The sequence below is a fragment of the Streptomyces sp. cmx-4-9 genome (assembly GCF_046548835.1).
In the GTDB taxonomy this organism is placed as follows: Bacteria; Actinomycetota; Actinomycetes; order Streptomycetales; family Streptomycetaceae; genus Streptomyces.
In genome coordinates, this window is sequence record NZ_JAEBEE010000001.1 from 1,049,902 (window position 1) to 1,067,683 (window position 17,782).

14 protein-coding genes are annotated in these 17,782 nt (G+C 74.0%); 5 read left to right on the top strand and 9 right to left on the bottom strand.

What is annotated here, in order from left to right; all coding sequences use genetic code 11:
- Window position 1: 1 nt before the first annotated feature.
- The 4 genes from ACLJTM_RS04900 to ACLJTM_RS04915 are packed head-to-tail and all read left to right on the top strand — an operon-like array spanning window position 2 to window position 5,661.
- Window positions 2-1,912, top strand: coding sequence for a fumarate reductase/succinate dehydrogenase flavoprotein subunit (locus tag ACLJTM_RS04900; protein WP_411102067.1), 1,911 nt, complete (start codon window positions 2-4; stop codon window positions 1,910-1,912).
- A complete protein-coding gene (locus tag ACLJTM_RS04905; RefSeq protein ID WP_411102068.1) occupies window positions 1,909-2,760 on the top strand; it encodes a succinate dehydrogenase/fumarate reductase iron-sulfur subunit in 852 nt (283 codons plus the stop codon). The genes ACLJTM_RS04900 and ACLJTM_RS04905 overlap by 4 nt, the downstream gene beginning before the upstream one ends.
- Window positions 2,757-4,895 carry a TPM domain-containing protein gene (locus tag ACLJTM_RS04910; RefSeq protein WP_411102069.1) on the top strand — a complete coding sequence of 713 codons (2,139 nt, stop codon included), beginning with the start codon at window positions 2,757-2,759 and terminating at the stop codon, window positions 4,893-4,895. The genes ACLJTM_RS04905 and ACLJTM_RS04910 overlap by 4 nt, the downstream gene beginning before the upstream one ends.
- Window positions 4,896-4,932: 37 nt before the next feature.
- Complete coding sequence (locus tag ACLJTM_RS04915; protein ID WP_411102070.1) at window positions 4,933-5,661, top strand: PspA/IM30 family protein; 729 nt, start codon at window positions 4,933-4,935, stop codon at window positions 5,659-5,661.
- A 165-nt stretch (window positions 5,662-5,826) separates the two neighbouring features.
- Here ACLJTM_RS04915 and ACLJTM_RS04920 read toward each other — a convergent pair whose 3' ends face one another.
- The 7 genes from ACLJTM_RS04920 to ACLJTM_RS04950 all read right to left on the bottom strand — a co-directional run bounded on the left by ACLJTM_RS04920 (window position 5,827) and on the right by ACLJTM_RS04950 (window position 14,326).
- Window positions 5,827-8,382, bottom strand: coding sequence for a SpoIIE family protein phosphatase (locus ACLJTM_RS04920; protein WP_411102285.1), 2,556 nt, complete (start codon window positions 8,380-8,382; stop codon window positions 5,827-5,829).
- Between the two features lie 239 nt (window positions 8,383-8,621).
- A complete protein-coding gene (locus tag ACLJTM_RS04925) occupies window positions 8,622-9,050 on the bottom strand; it encodes an ATP-binding protein (protein WP_411102071.1) in 429 nt (142 codons plus the stop codon).
- 157 nt (window positions 9,051-9,207) lie between these two features.
- The gene (locus tag ACLJTM_RS04930) at window positions 9,208-9,633 is read right to left on the bottom strand and encodes a (deoxy)nucleoside triphosphate pyrophosphohydrolase (protein WP_411102072.1); all 426 of its coding nucleotides are present in this window, start codon (window positions 9,631-9,633) and stop codon (window positions 9,208-9,210) included.
- Window positions 9,634-9,661: 28 nt separating this feature from the next.
- A complete protein-coding gene (locus ACLJTM_RS04935) occupies window positions 9,662-9,847 on the bottom strand; it encodes an SPOR domain-containing protein (RefSeq protein WP_031144291.1) in 186 nt (61 codons plus the stop codon).
- Between the two features lie 658 nt (window positions 9,848-10,505).
- Complete coding sequence (locus ACLJTM_RS04940) at window positions 10,506-11,258, bottom strand: GntR family transcriptional regulator (protein ID WP_411102073.1); 753 nt, start codon at window positions 11,256-11,258, stop codon at window positions 10,506-10,508.
- 137 nt (window positions 11,259-11,395) lie between these two features.
- Window positions 11,396-12,559 (bottom strand): DUF4190 domain-containing protein, encoded by a 1,164-nt coding sequence (locus ACLJTM_RS04945; RefSeq protein ID WP_411102286.1) that lies wholly within the window; start codon window positions 12,557-12,559, stop codon window positions 11,396-11,398.
- Between the two features lie 195 nt (window positions 12,560-12,754).
- Window positions 12,755-14,326, bottom strand: a complete 1,572-nt coding sequence (locus ACLJTM_RS04950; RefSeq protein WP_411102074.1) for a S8 family peptidase — start codon at window positions 14,324-14,326, stop codon at window positions 12,755-12,757.
- A 218-nt stretch (window positions 14,327-14,544) separates the two neighbouring features.
- On the opposite strand from ACLJTM_RS04950, the gene ACLJTM_RS04955 reads away from it, so the two are divergent.
- Complete coding sequence (locus ACLJTM_RS04955; RefSeq protein WP_411102075.1) at window positions 14,545-15,636, top strand: pyridoxal-phosphate dependent enzyme; 1,092 nt, start codon at window positions 14,545-14,547, stop codon at window positions 15,634-15,636.
- 137 nt (window positions 15,637-15,773) lie between these two features.
- Here the strand turns inward: ACLJTM_RS04955 and ACLJTM_RS04960 are convergent, their stop codons facing one another.
- Window positions 15,774-16,565, bottom strand: a complete 792-nt coding sequence (locus tag ACLJTM_RS04960) for a trypsin-like serine peptidase (protein WP_411102076.1) — start codon at window positions 16,563-16,565, stop codon at window positions 15,774-15,776.
- Window positions 16,562-17,644: an alpha/beta hydrolase gene (locus ACLJTM_RS04965; RefSeq protein WP_411102077.1), complete on the bottom strand. Its 1,083-nt coding sequence runs from the start codon at window positions 17,642-17,644 to the stop codon at window positions 16,562-16,564. Before ACLJTM_RS04965 ends, ACLJTM_RS04960 begins: the two co-directional genes overlap by 4 nt.
- Between the last annotated feature and the right edge of the window lie 138 nt (window positions 17,645-17,782).

Here is a 17,782-nt window from a genome sequence, read left to right on the forward strand (position 1 = left end):
CATGGCTCAAGTCGACCGGCAGCAGTGGGACGTGGTCGTGGTCGGCGCGGGCGGCGCGGGCCTCCGGGCCGCGATCGAGGCCCGCGAGCGCGGCGCCCGCACCGCGGTGATCTGCAAATCGCTCTTCGGCAAGGCCCACACGGTGATGGCCGAGGGCGGCATCGCCGCATCCATGGGCAATGTCAACGAGGGCGACAACTGGCAGGTGCACTTCCGCGACACCATGCGCGGCGGGAAGTTCCTCAACCAGTGGCGGATGGCCGAGCTGCACGCCAAGGAGGCCCCCGACCGGGTCTGGGAGCTGGAGACCTGGGGCGCCCTCTTCGACCGCACCCCGGACGGCCGGATCTCCCAGCGCAACTTCGGCGGCCACGAGTACCCCCGGCTCGCCCACGTCGGCGACCGCACCGGCCTGGAGCTGATCCGCACCCTCCAGCAGAAGATCGTCCAGCTCCAGCAGCAGGACTTCAAGGAGACCGGTGACCACGAGTCGCACCTGAAGGTCTTCCAGGAGTGCACGGTCACCCGCGTCCTGAAGGACGGGGACCGGGTCTCCGGCACCTTCTGCTACGCGCGGGAGTCGGGCCGCTTCTTCGTGCTGGAGGCCCCCGCGGTCGTCCTCGCCACCGGAGGCATCGGCAAGTCCTTCAAGACCACCTCCAACTCCTGGGAGTACACGGGCGACGGCCACGCCCTGGCGCTGCTCGCCGGCGCCCCGCTGCTGAACATGGAGTTCGTGCAGTTCCATCCGACCGGCATGGTCTGGCCGCCCTCGGTGAAGGGGATCCTCGTCACCGAATCGGTCCGCGGCGACGGCGGGGTCCTGCGCAACAGCGAGGGCCGGCGGTTCATGTTCGACTACGTCCCGGACGTCTTCAAGGAGAAGTACGCGGAGTCGGAGGAGGAGGGCGACCGCTGGTATGAGGACCCGGACCACAACCGCCGGCCGCCCGAGCTGCTGCCCCGCGACGAGGTGGCCCGGGCCATCAACTCCGAGGTGAAGGCGGGCCGCGGCTCCCCGCACGGCGGGGTGTTCCTGGACGTGTCGACCCGGATGCCCGCGGAGCGGATCAGGCGTCGGCTCCCGTCGATGTACCACCAGTTCAAGGAACTGGCGGACGTGGACATCACCGCCGAGCCGATGGAGGTCGGCCCGACCTGCCACTACGTGATGGGCGGGATCGCGGTGGACTCCGAGACCGCGGCCACGGTCGGGGTGCCGGGCCTGTTCGCGGCGGGTGAGGTCGCCGGCGGCATGCACGGCTCGAACCGGCTCGGCGGCAACTCCCTGTCCGACCTCCTGGTCTTCGGCCGCCGGGCGGGCCTGTACGCGGCGGAGCACGCCGCCGCCGCCGGCTCCGCCACCGGGCGCCCCGCGGTGTCCCAGGAGCAGGTCGACGCGGCGGCCGAGGAGGCGCTGGCCCCGTTCCACGCCGCCGAGGGCGCGGAGAACCCGTACACGCTGCACCAGGAGCTCCAGACGACCATGAACGACCTGGTCGGGATCATCCGCCGCGAGGCGGAGATGGCCGAGGCCCTTGAGAGGCTGGCGGCGCTGCGGGTGCGGGCCGCCCGGGCCGGGGTCGAGGGCCACCGGCAGTTCAACCCGGGCTGGCACCTGGCGCTGGACCTGCGGAACATGCTGCTGGTCAGCGAGTGCGTGGCCCGGGCGGCGCTGGAGCGCACCGAGAGCCGGGGCGGGCACACCCGCGAGGACCGCCCGGCCATGGAGCGCGACTGGCGGCCGGTGAATCTGCTGTGCCGGCCGGTGGACCCCGCACCGGCGGACCCGGCGGCCGGCCGGATCGCCCTGGTCCGGACCCGTACCGACCCCATCCGACCCGACCTGCTCGCTCTGTTCGAGAAGGAAGAGCTGGTCAAGTACCTCGCCGAAGAGGAGCTCCATCAGTGACGACCTACGACGCACGCTTCCGGATCTGGCGGGGCGACGCGGACGGCGGGGAACTGCGGGACTTCACCGTCGAGGTGAACGACGGCGAGGTGGTCCTGGACATCGTGCACCGCCTCCAGGCGACCCAGGCCCCCGACCTCGCCGTGCGGTGGAACTGCAAGGCCGGCAAGTGCGGTTCGTGCAGTGCGGAGGTCAACGGGCGGCCCCGCCTGATGTGCATGACGCGGATGTCGACCTTCGAGCGGACCGAGACCCTCACCGTCACCCCGCTGCGCGCCTTCCCGGTCGTCCGCGACCTGGTCACGGACGTCTCCTTCAACTACGCCAAGGCGCGGGAGGTCCCGGCCTTCGTCCCGCCGCCGGGAGTGGCCCCGGGCGCGTACCGGATGCAGCAGATCGACGTGGAGCGCTCGCAGGAGTTCCGCAAGTGCATCGAGTGCTTCCTGTGCCAGGACACCTGCCACGTGGTGCGCGACCACGAGGAGAACAAGGAGGCCTTCGCCGGGCCCCGGTTCCTGATGCGCACGGCGGAGCTGGACATGCACCCGCTGGACGCGGCGGCGCAGTCGGGCCTGGACCGCAAGCGCGCCGCGCAGGAGGAGCACGGCCTGGGCTACTGCAACATCACCAAGTGCTGTACGGAGGTCTGCCCCGAGGGCATCAAGATCACCGACAACGCCCTGATCCCGCTGAAGGAGCGGGTGGTGGACCGTTCGTACGACCCCCTCGTGTGGCTGGGCAGCCGGATCCGGCGGCGCCCGCCCCCTAGTGCGGTGACGGGCGCCCCCGTGTGCGGTGGCCGCTCCGGGTGCGGGGGCCGTGGACCGCCCCTAATGTCCGACGTGTGATTGCGCCGAGCAGGACGAAGAGCCGCGCCACCGCCGCGATACCCGTACGGGCCGGGCTCGCCCTGGCCGCCGCGCTCCTCGCGCTCGGCGGCGCGGGCCTGGCCGGGGCGCCGCCCGCGCGGGCCGAGGACCCCGTCACCCTGTCGCGGCAGGGGCAGGTCACCGACCGCGTCGGGGCGCTGGGGGACCGGGCGCCCGCCGTCGCCGCCGCACTCGACGCGCTGTACGCCGAACGCCGGATCCAGCTGTTCGTGACGTACGTCCGCGACTTCTCCGGGCGGTCCGCGCAGAGCTGGGCCGACGCCACCGCGGAGAAGAACGGCCTCGGCCAGGACGACGTCCTGCTGGCCGTGGCGACCGGGGCGCGGCAGTACGCCTACTCAGCCGATGTCGACTCGGGTCTCACCGAGGAGCAGCTCGCCGCCGTCGCGCGGACCGCCATCGAGCCGGCCCTGAAGCAGAACGACTGGGCGGGTGCCGCGATCGGCGCGGCCGACGGGTACGCCGCCGTCCTCGGCGGGCTCCCCGTACCGGTGCCCGCCGTCACCCCGGGCCCGGCCGACCCGGGCGGGGCACCGGGCGGTGAGAGCGGGGCCGGGGACTTCGTCCTCCCGGTGGTCGCCCTCGGCGCGGCCGGTGCGCTCGGCGCGTACGCGTACACCCGCCGCCGGCGCCGGGCGGGCGGCGGCCCCGGACGCGGTACGGCGACCGGTCCGGGCCGGGGCCCGCAGGGGGCGGCCCGGCCGGAGCTGCCGGAGCTGGACGCCGCGGCCCGGGCGGCGCTGGTGGAGACCGACGACGCGGTGCGCACCAGCACCGAGGAGCTCGGCTTTGCAACGGCCCAGTTCGGCGAGGAGGCCGCCGGCCCGTTCACCCAGGCGGTGGAGTACGCCAAGGAGCAGCTGACGCACGCGTTCCGGCTGCGCCAGCAGCTGGACGACGCCTACCCCGAGGACGATGCCACCCGGCGCCGCATGCTGGACGAGATCGTCACCCGGTGTGCGGACGCGAACCGCCGGCTCGACGCCGAGACCGCGGACTTCGACCGGCTGCGGGACCTGGAGAGGAACGCCCCGCAGGCGCTGGCGGCGGTGGAGACGCACTTCCGGGCGCTGACCGGCCGCACGACGACGGCCGTCGCCACGCTGGCCGCACTGGCCGGGCGGTACGCGGCCTCCGCGGCCGCGCCGGTGGCCGCCAACCCCGAACAGGCGAAGGACCGGCTGCTGTTCGCCACGACCCACCTGGGCGAGGCCCGCGCCGCCCTCGACGCCGGGGACAACGGCCGGGCGGCGGTGCACGTGCGGGCCGCCGAGGGCGCGGTGGGGCAGGCCGCCACCCTGGTCGACGCGGTGGAGCGGCGGGCCGGCGAACTGGCCGAGGCCGCCGGGAGGCTGCCGGGCGCCCTGACCGAGACGGATACCGACCTCGCGGACGCCGAGGGCCTGCTGACCGGCACCGCGGCCGGCTCCTCCACGGCGGACCTGCGCGGCCGGATCAGCCGGGCGCGGGCCGTGGCGGCCGGCGTACGGCAGGAGCAGGCGGCCGGGTTGTACGACCCGATCGACGCCCTGCGCCGGATCGAGGAGGCCGATGCGGCCCTCGACGAGGCGCTGGCGGGGGCGCGCGAGCGGGAGTCGGGCCGGCAGCGGGCTGCCGCCCTGCTGGACCAGGCCCTGCTGTCGGCGCGCAGCGCGATCGGCGCGGCCACGGACTACGTCACCACCAGCCGGGGCGCGGTCGCCAGCCAGGCCCGCACCCGGCTGGCGGAGGCCGGCCGGCACCTGGAGCGGGCGGTGTCCCTGGCGGGCGCGGACCCGTCGGGCGCGCTGGCGGAGGCGCAGCAGGCGGACTCCCTCGCCCGGCAGGCGCAGCAGTTGGCGGAGCAGGACGTACGGGGCTACCAGGACCCGTACGGGGGCGCCCGCTCGGGCGGCGGCCGGGGCGGGGCGGTGCTGGGCGGGATCATCCTCGGCGAGATCCTGCGCGGCGGCGGAGGCTTCGGCGGAGGGGGGTTCGGCGGCCGCGGGGGAGGCGGCTTCGGGGGTGGTTTCGGCGGGGGCGGGGGCAGCGGTCCCGGCTCCTTCGGCGGCGGCGGTACCCGCGGCCGGATGGGCGGCGGCGGCCGCTTCTGAACTGCACGCACCAGCCCCGAGCAGGAGGAGACCCACCATGAGCAAGCAGACGATCCTCGGCCGCGTCACCCAGCTCGCCAAGGCGAACATCAATGCGCTGCTGGACCAGGCGGAGGACCCGCAGAAGATGCTGGACCAGCTGATTCGCGACTACACGAACAACATCTCCGAGGCGGAGCAGGCCGTCGCGACCACCATCGGCAACCTCAGGATGCTGGAGGCCGACCACGCGCAGGACGTGGCGGCGGCGTCCGAGTGGGGCGGCAAGGCCCTCGCCGCGAGCCGGAAGGCGGACGAGCTGCGGGCGGCGGGCTCGGTCCCGGACGCCGACAAGTTCGACAATCTGGCGAAGGTGGCGCTGGGCCGGCAGATGCAGTCGGAGAAGGAGGCGCGGACGGCGGAGCCGACGATCGCCGCCCAGACGGAGGTCGTGGACCGGCTCAAGTCGGGCCTGGACGCGATGCACGGCAAGCTGACGGAGCTCCAGGCGAAGCGCGACGAGCTCGTGGTCCGGGCCCGGACGGCGCAGGCGCAGAACACGATGATGGACGCGGTGAAGAGCATCGACGTCATGGATCCGACGAGCGACCTGAACCGCTTCGAGGAGAAGGTCCGGCGCGAGGAGGCCATGGCGCTGGGCAAGCAGGAGCTGGCCGCCTCCTCCCTGGACGCGCAGTTCGAGTCGCTGGAGGACCTGGGCAAGACCTCGGAGATCGAGGCCCGGCTGGCCGCGCTGAAGGCGGGGAAGGCGGGTCGGGCGGCCTGAGGCGCACCGCCGGGGCCGTCGCAACGGCGTCGGAGGCGGGGCGTCCGGCCGCGCCTGCCCCGGAGCCGGGCCGGGCGCCGGGCGCCCCGTCGCCTCGGCGGCTCAGCGCGGCGGCGGCCCGGCTTCGGCGGCTCAGCGCGGCGGCGGCGGCTCAGCCGTAAGTGCTCAGCCGTACATGCTCAGCAGCTGCTCCGCGGAGAGTTCCGCCACCGCCTCGGCGGCGCCCCCCGGCAGGGGAAGTTCGAACCAGACCGTCTTGCCGCGGTGCGTGCGCCGGGTGCCCCAGCCGGCCGAGAGCAGTCCCACCAGCTGCAGGCCCCGTCCGCCCTCGTCGGTGTCGCGGGCCCGGCGGCGCCGGGGCTGCGCCAGGTTGGCGTCCCAGACCTCGCACACCAGGGTGCGGTCCAGCAGCAGCCGCAGCCGGATCTCGCCCTCCCCGTACCGCAGGGCATTGGTGACCAGCTCGCTGACCAGCAGTTCGGTGGTGTCGAGCAGCCCTTCAAGGCCCCAGGCCGGGAGCTTCGCCCGGGCCAGTTCCCGGGCCCGGCCCACCGAACGGGCCTCGCGGGGCAGCTTCCAGTCCCCGACCGCGTCCACCGGCAGGCCCTGGACCCGGGCCATGAGCAGGGCGATGTCGTCCTCCCCGTGCCGGGTGTCCAGGGTGTTCAGCACGTGGTCGCAGACGTCCTCCAGCGGCCGGACCGGATCGGCCAGCGCCTCGCGCAGCCCGCGCAGCCCCTCCTCCAGCGGGTGGTCGCGGGACTCGACGAGCCCGTCCGTGTAGAGGGCGAGCAGCGCCCCCTCCGGGAGTTCCACCTCGACCTCCTCGAAGGGCTCGCCGCCCACTCCGAGGGGCATCCCGGGCGGTACTTCGAGCAGCAGGGCGGGCCTCGGCGCACCGCCCTCCTCGGGAGGTTCGACCAGCACGGGCGGCATGTGGCCGGCGTTGGCGATGGTGCAGCGCCGGGTCACCGGGTCGTACACGGCGTAGACGCAGGTGGCCAGGTACACCTCGGAGCGGTCCGCGTCCCGCGAGTGCAGGGCGGCCCGGGAGGCCTGCTGGGAGCCCCCGGGTGCGCCGAGGCCGCGGGCGATCTCGTCCAGGGCGGTCAGCACCTCCGCCGGTTCCAGGTCCAGCAGCGCGAGGGTGCGTACGGCGGTGCGCAGCTCGCCCATGGCGACGGCGGCGCGCAGGCCGCGGCCCATGACGTCGCCGACGACCAGGGCGGTGCGGTGGCCGGGCAGTTCGATGACGTCGAACCAGTCCCCGCCGACCTCGGTGGCCGCGTTGCCGGGCAGGTACCGGCAGGCGATGTCCAGGCCGGCCGCCTCGGGGTCGCCGGGGGGCAGCAGGCTGCGCTGGAGGATCAGCGCCCGCTCGTGCTCGCGGCGGTAGAGGCGGGCGTTGTCGATGCAGACGGCGGCGCGGGCGGCGAGTTCGACGGCCACCGCCCGGTCCCGTTCGCCGAAGGGCTCGCTGCCCTTGGTGCGGGAGAACTGGGCGAGGCCCACCACGGTGTCGTGGGCGACGAGCGGGACGACGAGGGTGGACTGGACCAGGTCCTCGGGTCCGCCGCCCTCGATGAGCCTCGTTCGCGCCGTGCGCAGGGCGAGGGCCCCCGGGGACGCGGCCGGGTACCGGTGGACGTCGCCGACGGAGACCGGTACGCCCGGACCCGACAGCGGCGCGTCGGAGACGGCGGAGGCGAAGGCCACCCGGCGCAGTGCGGCGGAGGGCGTCCGGGCGGGGCCCTGGCCGGGCAGGCTGGGGACGCCCGGGCCCTGCGGGCGGGCGGGGCGGTCGTCGTCGCCGAGCAGCAGCCCCTGGTAGAGGTCGACGGCGGCCAGGTCGCAGAAGCCCGGGACGGTGACGTCGAGGAGTTCGCGGGCGGTGGTCTCCAGGTCGAGGGAGTTGCCGATGCGGTGTCCGGCCTCGTTGAGCAGGGCGAGGTTGCGGCGCACCCCGGCGGCCTCGCGGGCGGCGAGGTGGCGGCGGGTGACGTCGGTGCCGATGCCGGCGACGCCGACGGGGCGGCCGGTGCCGCCGTGCACCCGGTAGAGGTTGATCGACCAGTGGCGGTTCTCGCGGCTGCCGGGGGCGGCTCCGGTGATCCGCAGGTCGGTGACCGACTCCCCGGTCTCCAGGACCCGCCGCAGGGCGTCGGCCATCCGGTCGGCCTCGTGCGCGGGCAGGTAGTCGTGCACGGTCCGGCCGCGGTGCTCCTCGGCGGCTCCGCCGAAGACGGTCGCGAACCGGCGGTTGGCGCGCTGGACGGTGAGGTCCGTGCCGAAGAGCAGGAACCCGAAGGGGGATTGGCCGAATATCGCCTGTGAAGCCGCCAGATCGGACTCGATCCGGCGCAGGGCGCGCACGTCGACGACGACGCACAGGGCGGCCCGCTCGGCCGTCTCGGTCTGCGTGGGCATCACATAGATCTCGGCCACGCCGTGCGCGCCGTCCCCACCCGGGATGCGGAAGGGGATCAGGCCCGTCCACTCCTTGCCGTCGAGGATCTCCCCGACCTTGCGGTGCCCGCCGGCCCGCAGCTCGGGGGGCATGAAGGCCTCGACCGGGTCGCGGCCGACCGCCTGCGCGGCCGTCAGGCCGAACAGCTCCTCGGCGCGCAGGCTCCACTGGTCGACGAGGCCGTCGGGCCCGATCGAGAAGGATGCGACCTTTATGTAGTCATATATCGAGCCAGGCGGGCTGCTGTGCCACAGGGAGTCGTGCCATGTCTCCCCCGGCACACGGGCCTGATGTGCCTGCGCAGGTATCTCGCTCACGCGACCGTCCCCTCCAGCTCACCGCAACCGGACCGGCCATGACCGAAGTATTCAGCACCACGGCCCCGGACGGCACGGCGTTCACGATCACAGCAAGGTCTCGTTAGTTTCGAGCCACGTCGTATGACGTTCCCCGGACTTCCGCCGGGGGCGCCCCCAGGCCACCCTTCCCCTTGTTACTCACCAGGAAGGGCCAACTCGAACCACACTGTCTTGCCCGACTTCTTGTGGCGTGTACCCCAACGCTGCGCGGACACCGCCACGAGGTGCAGTCCGCGGCCGCCCTCGTCGTCCGGTGCGGCCACCTTCTCGCGGGGCGGATCCGGAAGCGGATCGGAGACCTCCACCAGGAGTGCGGCGGGTCCCTCGTACCCGCGGGCGGCCGGATTTCGCCACTCCAGGCGGACCCCGATGGGCCCGGAGGCGTACCGCAGGGAATTGGTCACCAGCTCGCTGACCAGCAGGACGGTGACATCGCCGACGGACTCCAGGCCCCAGTCGTGCAGGGCGCCGCGGACGGCGTGGCGGGCGGTGCGGACGGCGCCCGGCTCGGCGGGGAAGGCCCACTCGGCGCATGCACCGTCTGTGTCGATCACGCCGATCACTTCCCGGGCCAGCAGGGGCCCCAGTCCGGTCCGTCGGGGGGCGAAAGGGGGGGGCGAGAAAGGGATTAATAGCGACATACCCGATATTCGAGGCGCCGTACCACTCGCCCTGCCACCCACCGGCGCACTGTGGCGCAGACGGCCTAGAGTCCGAGCCTCATGCGCCCCCGCGCTCCCGCCGTGCGACGGCCCGGCCGCGCAGCCGGCGGCCGGCCTCGGCGACGGCGGGCCGGTCCTGGTCGAGCCAGTCCACCGTGTCCAGCTCGTCCGGCCCCAGCCAGCGCAGTGCGTCGTGGTCCTCCAGGGGCGCGGGCTCCCCCGACACCAAGCGGGCGGTCCAGACGTGCAGGACCAGCCCCGGCTTCAGAGGCCACTCCCCCGGGATCCGCTCCAGCGCCTCGGCCTCGACGCCCAGCTCCTCACGCAGTTCGCGCACCAGGGCGTCGGGGACGGACTCCCCGGGCTCGGCCTTTCCGCCCGGCAGTTCCCAGCGGCCCGCCAGCTCCGGGGGTGCGCTGCGGCGGGCGGCCAGCAGGCGCCCCTCATGACAAAGGGCTCCGCCCACGACCACGCGTACCGTCATGGGCGGAGCCTATGCCAAGGCCGGATGCTCAGTTCATCGTGGCGGTCTGGCCGATCCGCTCGACCCAGTAGAGCTGCTTGTGTCCGCGGTCGTCGAGGCTGTCGACGACCTTCTGGGCCTCGGCCCGGGTGGGGTACCGGCCCACCCGGTAGCGGTTGCCGTTGTCGTCCTGACGTATGACCAGCCACGGGAGCAGGGCACCGCTGTCGTTCATCGCGTTTTCACCCTCCGCCGACGTACCTGCCCGGGAAACCGCATGGTGCATATGCCCGAGCGTACGCCCGACCTTCACGCAGCGGATACGGTTTTTCACGAAGAGGTACCTCACAGGCGTACGCATCCGGCCATGCGTACGAGTGGGCCGTGCGCGCCGGTTCGAACGGGGGCGCGCTCGGGGCGGGGGCAGGACCCCGGGCCGGCGGTCCCACCGGGCGGCAGGCGTCCCCGCAGGTCGTGTCCCGGCAGCCGCGGAGGCGGGCGGTCCGGACGGCCGGCGGTGCGCGGCCCGCTGCGCCGGGGCGTTCGCACACCGGCCCCCGGACGGCGCACGGGTGTGCGGCGGCCGCCGCCCCCGGGGCCGGCCGCGGGGCCGTGGGCTTCGCCGGGCGCGGGCGGGCGGGCCTTCACGCCGGTCAGGGCGTGCTGAACGGGCGGGACGGCAGGGCGGGTCCGCCGGGCGGGGGGCGGGACGGGCCTCGGTCCGCCTGCCGCAGGGCCCGCGGGGGCCCGGGCGGCGGCGGCGATCAGCATCGCGCCGAAACCCGCCGGGTGGGCCCCGGCGTGCGCGGGGCCGCCGGGTGACGGCCCGTCATCCCGGGGCGGGGCCCTGCGGTTGCGGCCCCCGGGTCAGCAGCGGGGGCCCGCGGGACCTCTCAGTGGACCGGGAGGTGGTAGGCGAGGCGGTACCGGTCCGCCGGGACCACCACGTCGGCCGTCTCCACGGCGCGTCCGGATGCGAAGTAGGTGCGGCCGATCACCAGCACCACGTGCCCCGGGACCCCGCCCAGCAGCATGTTCTCCTCCGCCAGCCCGGGACGGGCGCCGACCTCCTCCACCACGTTGTCCACGACCACGTCGATCGCGGCCATCCGGTCGACGACTCCGGAGCCTCCCAGCGGGCCTTCCTCGGGCAGCATCACGGGCGTGCGCCCGGTCACGGCCAGGGGCTCCCACGAGGTCGAGAGCATCATCGCCTCCCCCGCGTCCCGGAAGACGTACCGCGTGCGCATCACGCGCTCGCCGGGTTCGATGCCGAGCCGCCCGGCGATGTCCGCCGGCGCGCCCTGCTGTTCGCTGCTCGACTCCCAGGTGCCGCGGGCCCCCGCGTCCCCCTGCTCCTGCCGGAACGGCGTCGAGGTGCCGCCCGTGCGGAACCCGGCGCGCGCCACCCGGCGGGGCACGGGCTGCTCCCGGACGTACGTCCCCGAGCCGGACCGGCCCTCGACGAGCCCCTCCGCCATGAGGACTTTGCGCGCCTCCAGCGCCACGGTGTCCGAGACCCCGTACTCCTCGCGGATGCGGGCCTGCGAGGGGAGCCGGGCGTGCGGGGGCAGGGATCCGTCGACGATCTTGCGCCGCAGGTCCCCGGCCACGCGCAGGTAGGCCGGCTGCTCACCGAAAGTCACGGGCCACTCCCATCAGGTTGACAGACAGCTACACCCTGGCAACCGACGGTTGAAGACCGCAAGCAAGGGCCAGAGTTTCACCCGAAGTGATGAAGCCTGGTCACTCAAACCCGTTACCGCGCGTTACGGGAACGACGTCACGCCTGCTCGAAGGCGGGGCCGCGGCCGGGACCGCCGTCAGCGCCCTGCTCGGACCCCTCCAGCCACCAGGGCACGGTGGTCGACAGCCCGTAGGCACCGCGCAGGGCGCGCTCCGTCGCCACCGTCAGGGCGCCCTCGGCCCGCTCCCGCTGCCTGTCGAAGTCGGCCTGCGCCGGCGACTGCGAGGCGCGCATCCATGCCGTCCGCGCCGCGGCCACCTCCCGGAGCCGGGCGTCGACCGCCTGCTCCATCCCGGGCAGCGACCGGTCCTTCTCCAGCAGCTTCAGCTCGTCGCCGAGCGCCGCGTACGCCGTGCGGGCCCAGGCCTGGTGGTCGGCGAGCTCCCTGGCGCCCCCGGTCATCGGGGGCCGGCTGAGCACCATGTCGGCCGCGTTCGCCACCTTCAGGAAGGAGATCTGCGTCGGCGTCAGCACGCCGCCGTCGCGGCGCAGACTGCCGGGCCGGCCGGGCTCCGTCGTGCCGAGCACGCAGAGCAGCTGCCGGTCCCCCTGGCGCCAGGTCGCGCGCGAGGGGGCGTAGTAGAACATCTCGGCTTCCGGCGGCAGGGCCCAGGTGTCCATCGCGTAGGCGTCCTGTGCCTTCCAGCACTCGGTCTCCGCCTCGTCCATGGCCTCCTGCGAGCCCGGGGCGGCGCCCGGGTCGAAGTGGCCCGAGGAGGTGACCTCGGCGTGGTGCGCCTGTGCGCAGTCCACCGTGTACATCCGGGGCCGCCGGCTGGCCAGGTCGCCGCCGGGGACGTTGAAGCAGTCGCCGGTCCGCAGGTCCTCGATGTCCGTGCGCACCCCCTCGGCCGACCCGGCGGCGGCGCCCGCCCGGTCGAGCCGCTCGCCGACGGCTCCGGCGACCCGGGAGGCGGTCAGCGCCACCACGCCCGTCATCACCACGGACAGCACCAGGCCGGTGACCGCGAGGGCCTTGCCGCGCTGCCCCCTGCCGGCGATCTGTACGAGGGCCACGACGGCGAAGACGATCCCCAGGGGAGGCAGGCACAGCAGTCCGACGAGCAGGGAGGCCAGGGCGAAGCCGTTGAGCGCGGGCCGGACGGGCGGGCGGCCCGGGCCGGGGGGCGGACCCCACACGGACCGGGGGGCGGGAGGGGGCCAGTGGTGGCCCGGGCCGGGGGGCGGGCTCGGCGGCATGCTCACGGGGCGCGGAACTCCATACGGGTGATCGCGAACGAATGCGCGAATAGTACGCAGCGGGGGCGACCGCCCTGCCGGTCGCCCCCGCCTGTTCATCGCGGCGTACGCAGTGCCGCCGTGCGCCGTCCCGGGCGCCCGGCCGTACGCTCCCACCCGGTGCGGCGCCGTGGTTCAGCGCCCCCGGTCAGGTCCTCAGAACTGCAGGGCCCAGGAGTCGATCCTGCCGACGTCCGCGCCCGCGAGGTCCGCGACCCGCAGCTTCCAGACCCCGTTGGCGACCTCGGAGGAGGCGTTCACCGTGAAGGTCTGGACGATGTTGTCCGCGCTGCCGCCGGTGCGGTTGCGCAGGGTGTAGACGCTGCCGTCGGGGGCGACCAGGTCGACCTTCAGGTCACCCACGTAGGTGTGCTTGATGTCGACGGGGACGCTCAGCGCCGCCGGGGCGTTGCCGGAGATCCCGCTGACGGTGATCGGCGACTCGACGGTGGAGTTGTCGTTGATCGCGTAGTCGTTCAGGTTCTCGAAGCGGGTGCCGGGTCCCGGCGGGGTGGTGCCGGCGCCGATGTAGAGGAGGCGGTTCGGGGAGCCGGTGCCGGGGCCGGTCACCACGTTCGGGGTCGCGGCGGCGACCAGGCCGGCCGAGATCTGGGCCGGGGTGCTGCCCGGGTTCTGGGCGAGGTAGACGGCGGCCGCGCCTGCCACGTGCGGCGAGGCCATCGAGGTGCCCGAGATCGTGTTGGTGGCGGTGTCCCCGGTGCCCCACGAGGAGGTGATGTTGGAGCCCGGCGCGAAGAGGTCCAGGATCGATCCGTAGTTGGAGTAGCTCGCCTTGGCGTCGGTGTTGGTGGTGGCGCCGACGGTGATGGCCTCGGCGACCCGCGCCGGGGACTTGGTGGAGGCGTCGGCGCTCTCGTTGCCCGCAGCCACGGCGTAGGTGATGCCGGAGGCTATGGAGTTGCGCACGGCGGTGTCGAGCGCGGAGTCCGCTCCGCCGCCGAGCGACATGTTGGCCACGGCGGGCTTGACGGCGTTGCGCGTCACCCAGTCGATGCCCGCGACCACCTGGGCGGTGGTGCCCGAGCCCTGGTTGTTGAGCACCCGGACGCCGACGATCTTGGCCTTCTTGGCCACGCCGTACGCGCCGCCGCCGACGGTTCCGGCGACGTGGGTGCCGTGGCCGTGGCCGTCCTGGGCGGTGTTGTCGTTGTCGATGGCGTCGTAGCCGTAGGAGGCGCGGCCGCCGAAGTCCTGGTGGGTGATGCGGACACCGGTGTCGATGATGTAGGCGGTGACGCCTTCGCCGGCCGTGTCCGGGTAGGTGTAGCTCTGGTTCAGTGGCAGTGCGCGCTGGTCGATGCGGTCCAGGCCCCAGGAGGGCGGGTTGGGCTGGGTGGCGTCGACGGTGAACGTCCGGTTCTGCACGACCGAGGCGACCGCGGGGTCGGCGGCCAGCTTTCTCGCCTGCGCCTCGGAGACCTCGACGGAGTAGCCGTTGAGAGCCGCACTGTAGGTCTTGTCGATCTTCGCACCGTAGCGCCGGGCGACGGCCTTTCCGCTGTCCGCGGTGGAACGCGCGGAGTCGTTCAGGGTCACGATGTAGCTGCCGGATACCGATCCGGGCGCGCCGGCGTTCTCGATGACGCCCTGCGCGCCGCGGTCGGCCGCGGAGGCGGGTAAGGCGGCGGCCGCGCCGAGCGCGAGGGCCGCGACGGCGATCGCGCTGATGCCGGCGGTCTTCCGGCGGGTGTGACGCATCACGGACATGTGAGGTGTCCTCCTGTAGGTACTGCGCTGCGGGGGGTGGGGAACGGTCCCCGGGGGCACCACCGGACATGGTTTTGGACATGACCATGACAAGACGAGTGCCCCGACGGACCGTCACCTCCGAAAGGTTGACCCAGCCTCGCCGCAACCCACAAGAGGACCGCGCACCCGTAACATCCATGCCATACAACGGCCATGATTGAGCAAAGGCTCCGCACATGACGCACGCACTCCCCGGCTACGTCTGCCCCGAGGACGGGACGTGCGCCGACGTCCGGACGGCCCCCTGGTGCTGCCCCGTCTGCGGCGGACCCTGGGACCTGGACTTCGTACCGGATCCGGCCGACGCGCTGGATCCGGCGGCCGGGCCGAACTCCCTGTGGCGCTACGCCCCCGCACTCCCCCTGCCGGGAGCGTTCGCCGTGTCACTGGCGGAGGGGCACACTCCGCTGGTGCCGCTGGGGGAACGGGTTCACGCCAAACTCGACTTCATGATGCCCACCCTGTCCTTCAAGGACCGGGGCGCGGTGATGCTCGCGGAGCTGGCCAGGCGGCTGGCCCCGCAGCGGGTCGTGGCGGACAGCAGCGGCAACGCGGGAACGGCCGTGGCGGCCTACTGCGCGCGGGCCGGGCTCAGTTGTGAAGTTTTCGTGCCCGAGGGCACCTCGGAGCGCAAGACGGAGCGGATGCGGGCGGCCGGGGCGGCCGTGACGGTGGTCCCCGGCGGCCGGGAGGCCGCGGCGCAGGCGGCCCGGGCGGCCGCCGAGGCCCCGGGGGTCTTCTACGCGAGCCACGTGTTCAACCCCTACTTCCTGCACGGCACGAAGACCTACGTGTACGAGGTGTGGGAGGAGCTGGGCGGCCGGCTTCCCCAAGCCCTGGTCGTCCCGGTGGGCAACGGCACCCTGCTGCTGGGCGCCGCGCTGGCCGTGGCGGAGCTGGCCCGGCGCGGGGTCAGGCCGCCGGCCCTGATCGCGGTGCAGGCCGAGGCGGTGGCCCCGCTGGCCGAGGCCTTCGCCGCGGGGGCCGAGGACGCGGCCCCGGTGGGGCAGCGGCCCACCCTGGCCGAGGGGATCGCCATCCCGGCGCCCCCGCGCGCCCGGCAGGTCCTGGCCGCGGTCCGCGCCTCGGGGGGCACCTTCCTCACCGTCACCGAGGACCGCCTGCACGAGGCGCAGCAGGACCTGGCCCGGCGCGGCCTCTTCGTGGAGCCGACGGCCGCCGCCTGCTGGGCGGCGGTGGGGCCCGCGGCGCCCGGCGACCCCCTGCAGGGACGCACCGCGGTCCTGCCGCTGTGCGGGGCCAAGTGACCGGCCCGCCCCGAGCGGCCCCGGCTCGGCGGCCCGGCCCGGCGGCTCGGTGAGGAGGCCCCGGCGGCCGTGGGCGCCGTGGGCGCCGTGGGCATGATCGCCGGTCCCCGCAGGGCGCAGCGGCGGCACGGCGGCCGTCAGCCGCGGGCCGCCCGCTCGTACAGGGCCCTGGCGTGCTCGTCGAAAAGGGCGGCCGTGGAGTCCACGTCCGTGTCCCCGCCGCTCAGCACCCCGATCAGCCGGCCCGGCCGGCCCGGGCCGCCGCGGTCGGCGATCCACGGGCTGCCGCTGGTCCCCGTCCAGAACCCGGCGCAGCTGATGTACAGCATGTCGGGGTCGTCCTCGTCGTGGCGGGTCTGCGTGGTGCAGGAGACCGGCTTGTTCTGCGGGTTGTGGTCGGACTCCGGGTAGCCGACGACCGTCACGTCCCGTTCGTAGCCGGAGGTCCATTCGGGCCGGGGCGCCTCGGCGGCGCCGCCGACGGCCTCCTGGACGCTGCGCCCGTCGCCGTCCGGCTCGATGGTGAGGAAGGCGTAGTCGGCGGTGTCCTCGCCCCACTTGCTCCAGCGGTCGTCCACGTGGACCGAGCGGACCTTCCACACCCCGAGCGGCCGGCTGCCGGAACCCTCGCCGGAGAAGGCGGGGGCGAAGGAGAGCTCGCCGATGGCCAGGCCGTCGTGGGCGAGCTCCCCGGGCTCCCCGTCCTCGCCGGCCGGGGCCACGCAGTGCGCGGCGGTGGCGACGACATTGCCCCGCGGGCTGTCGACGACGCTCGCCGTGCACCAGTGCTCCCCGTTGGCCATGAGGACGCCGACGGTGGGGAAGGGGTGCACCGGCCGGTCGCCGGGCGCCTTGAGGAACGCGACGGCGCAGAACACCGCGACCCCCGCGGCGGCAGCGGCCGCCGCCCTCTTCACCACCGGGGTCACGGCCCGCCGGGGTCGGGGGTCGGTCCGGACATCACCTTGCTGATCCACGCCAGGGAGCCCTCCCTCATGCCGCGCACATACGACTTTCCGTTGTGCTCACCATCCTGGATCACCTGGAGCGCGGTGTGCACGGGACCCCTGCCGTACTCCTTCATGAACTTCTCGGCCTTCTCCCGGCCGGTCTCCGCGGTGCCGATCTGGAAGTTGACGTAGACGTCCGGGCCGCCGTCGGCGATCAGCTTCGCGGCGAGCTTCTCCGGGTTGTTCTCGTCCATCGCCTTCGTGTTCCCGTTCCACAGCGGGGAGTCGGGGACGATGTCGGTGCCGCTCGCGATGACGGCCTTGAACCGGTCGGGGTACTTCAGCAGCTGCTTGAAGCCGTTGAACCCGCCCGCCGAGGAGCCCATGAAGGCCCAGCCGTCGCGGGAGGTGAAGGTCCGGAAATTGGCCTTCGCGAAATCCGGGACGTCCTCGGCCATCCAGGTGCCCATCTTGGGCTGCCCGGGGATGTCCGAGCCGTCGAAGTGGTGCTTGGTGTCGGCGTTGGTCACCGGCATGACCAGGATGAAGGGCAGGCTCGTACCGGCCTTCGCCCCGTCGCTGACGGCCTTCTGCAGGCCCAGGCCCGGGCCCGTCCCCCAGTAGTTCGTGGGGTAGCCCCGGCCCCCTGGCAGGGAGATCAGGACGGGGAAGGCGCTCCTGGCGTACCGCGGCTCGTGGTACTCCTGGGGCACCCACACCCACACGTCACCGGTGAAGCCCGACTTCGCGCCGGTCAGCGTGGCCTTGCCGATCTGCGTGCCGTCCGGCAGCCGGTGGGTGCGGACGAAGGCGGCGGGCGGCCCGGTGGGCATCCGCACGTCCGGCGGGACGTCGGAGGCCGCTGCGGTCTTCTGCTCGACCTTCCCGAAGGACACCGGTTCCCCCGTGTCCGAGAAGATCTCGTACTTGTAGGCGGCGGCGCCGCCGGCGGCGAGGGTGAGCGCGAGCCCACCGCTGATCAGAATGAGGCGCAGGCGCCCGGGGCGACGGCCGCCCTTGGTCGAGGAGCCGCCGTCGCCTTGCTGGTCTTGCTGCACGGAATTGTCCCGTTCCTTCTCCGGCGCTCACCTCGGAGCGCGGGCCGGACCGATCGGTCCCCCTTACACCCCCTACAGAGGTGTGAACGACCCGGCGGGTTGCCTGGGACGGGTACGGGGTCGCGAGCGCCACGGGCG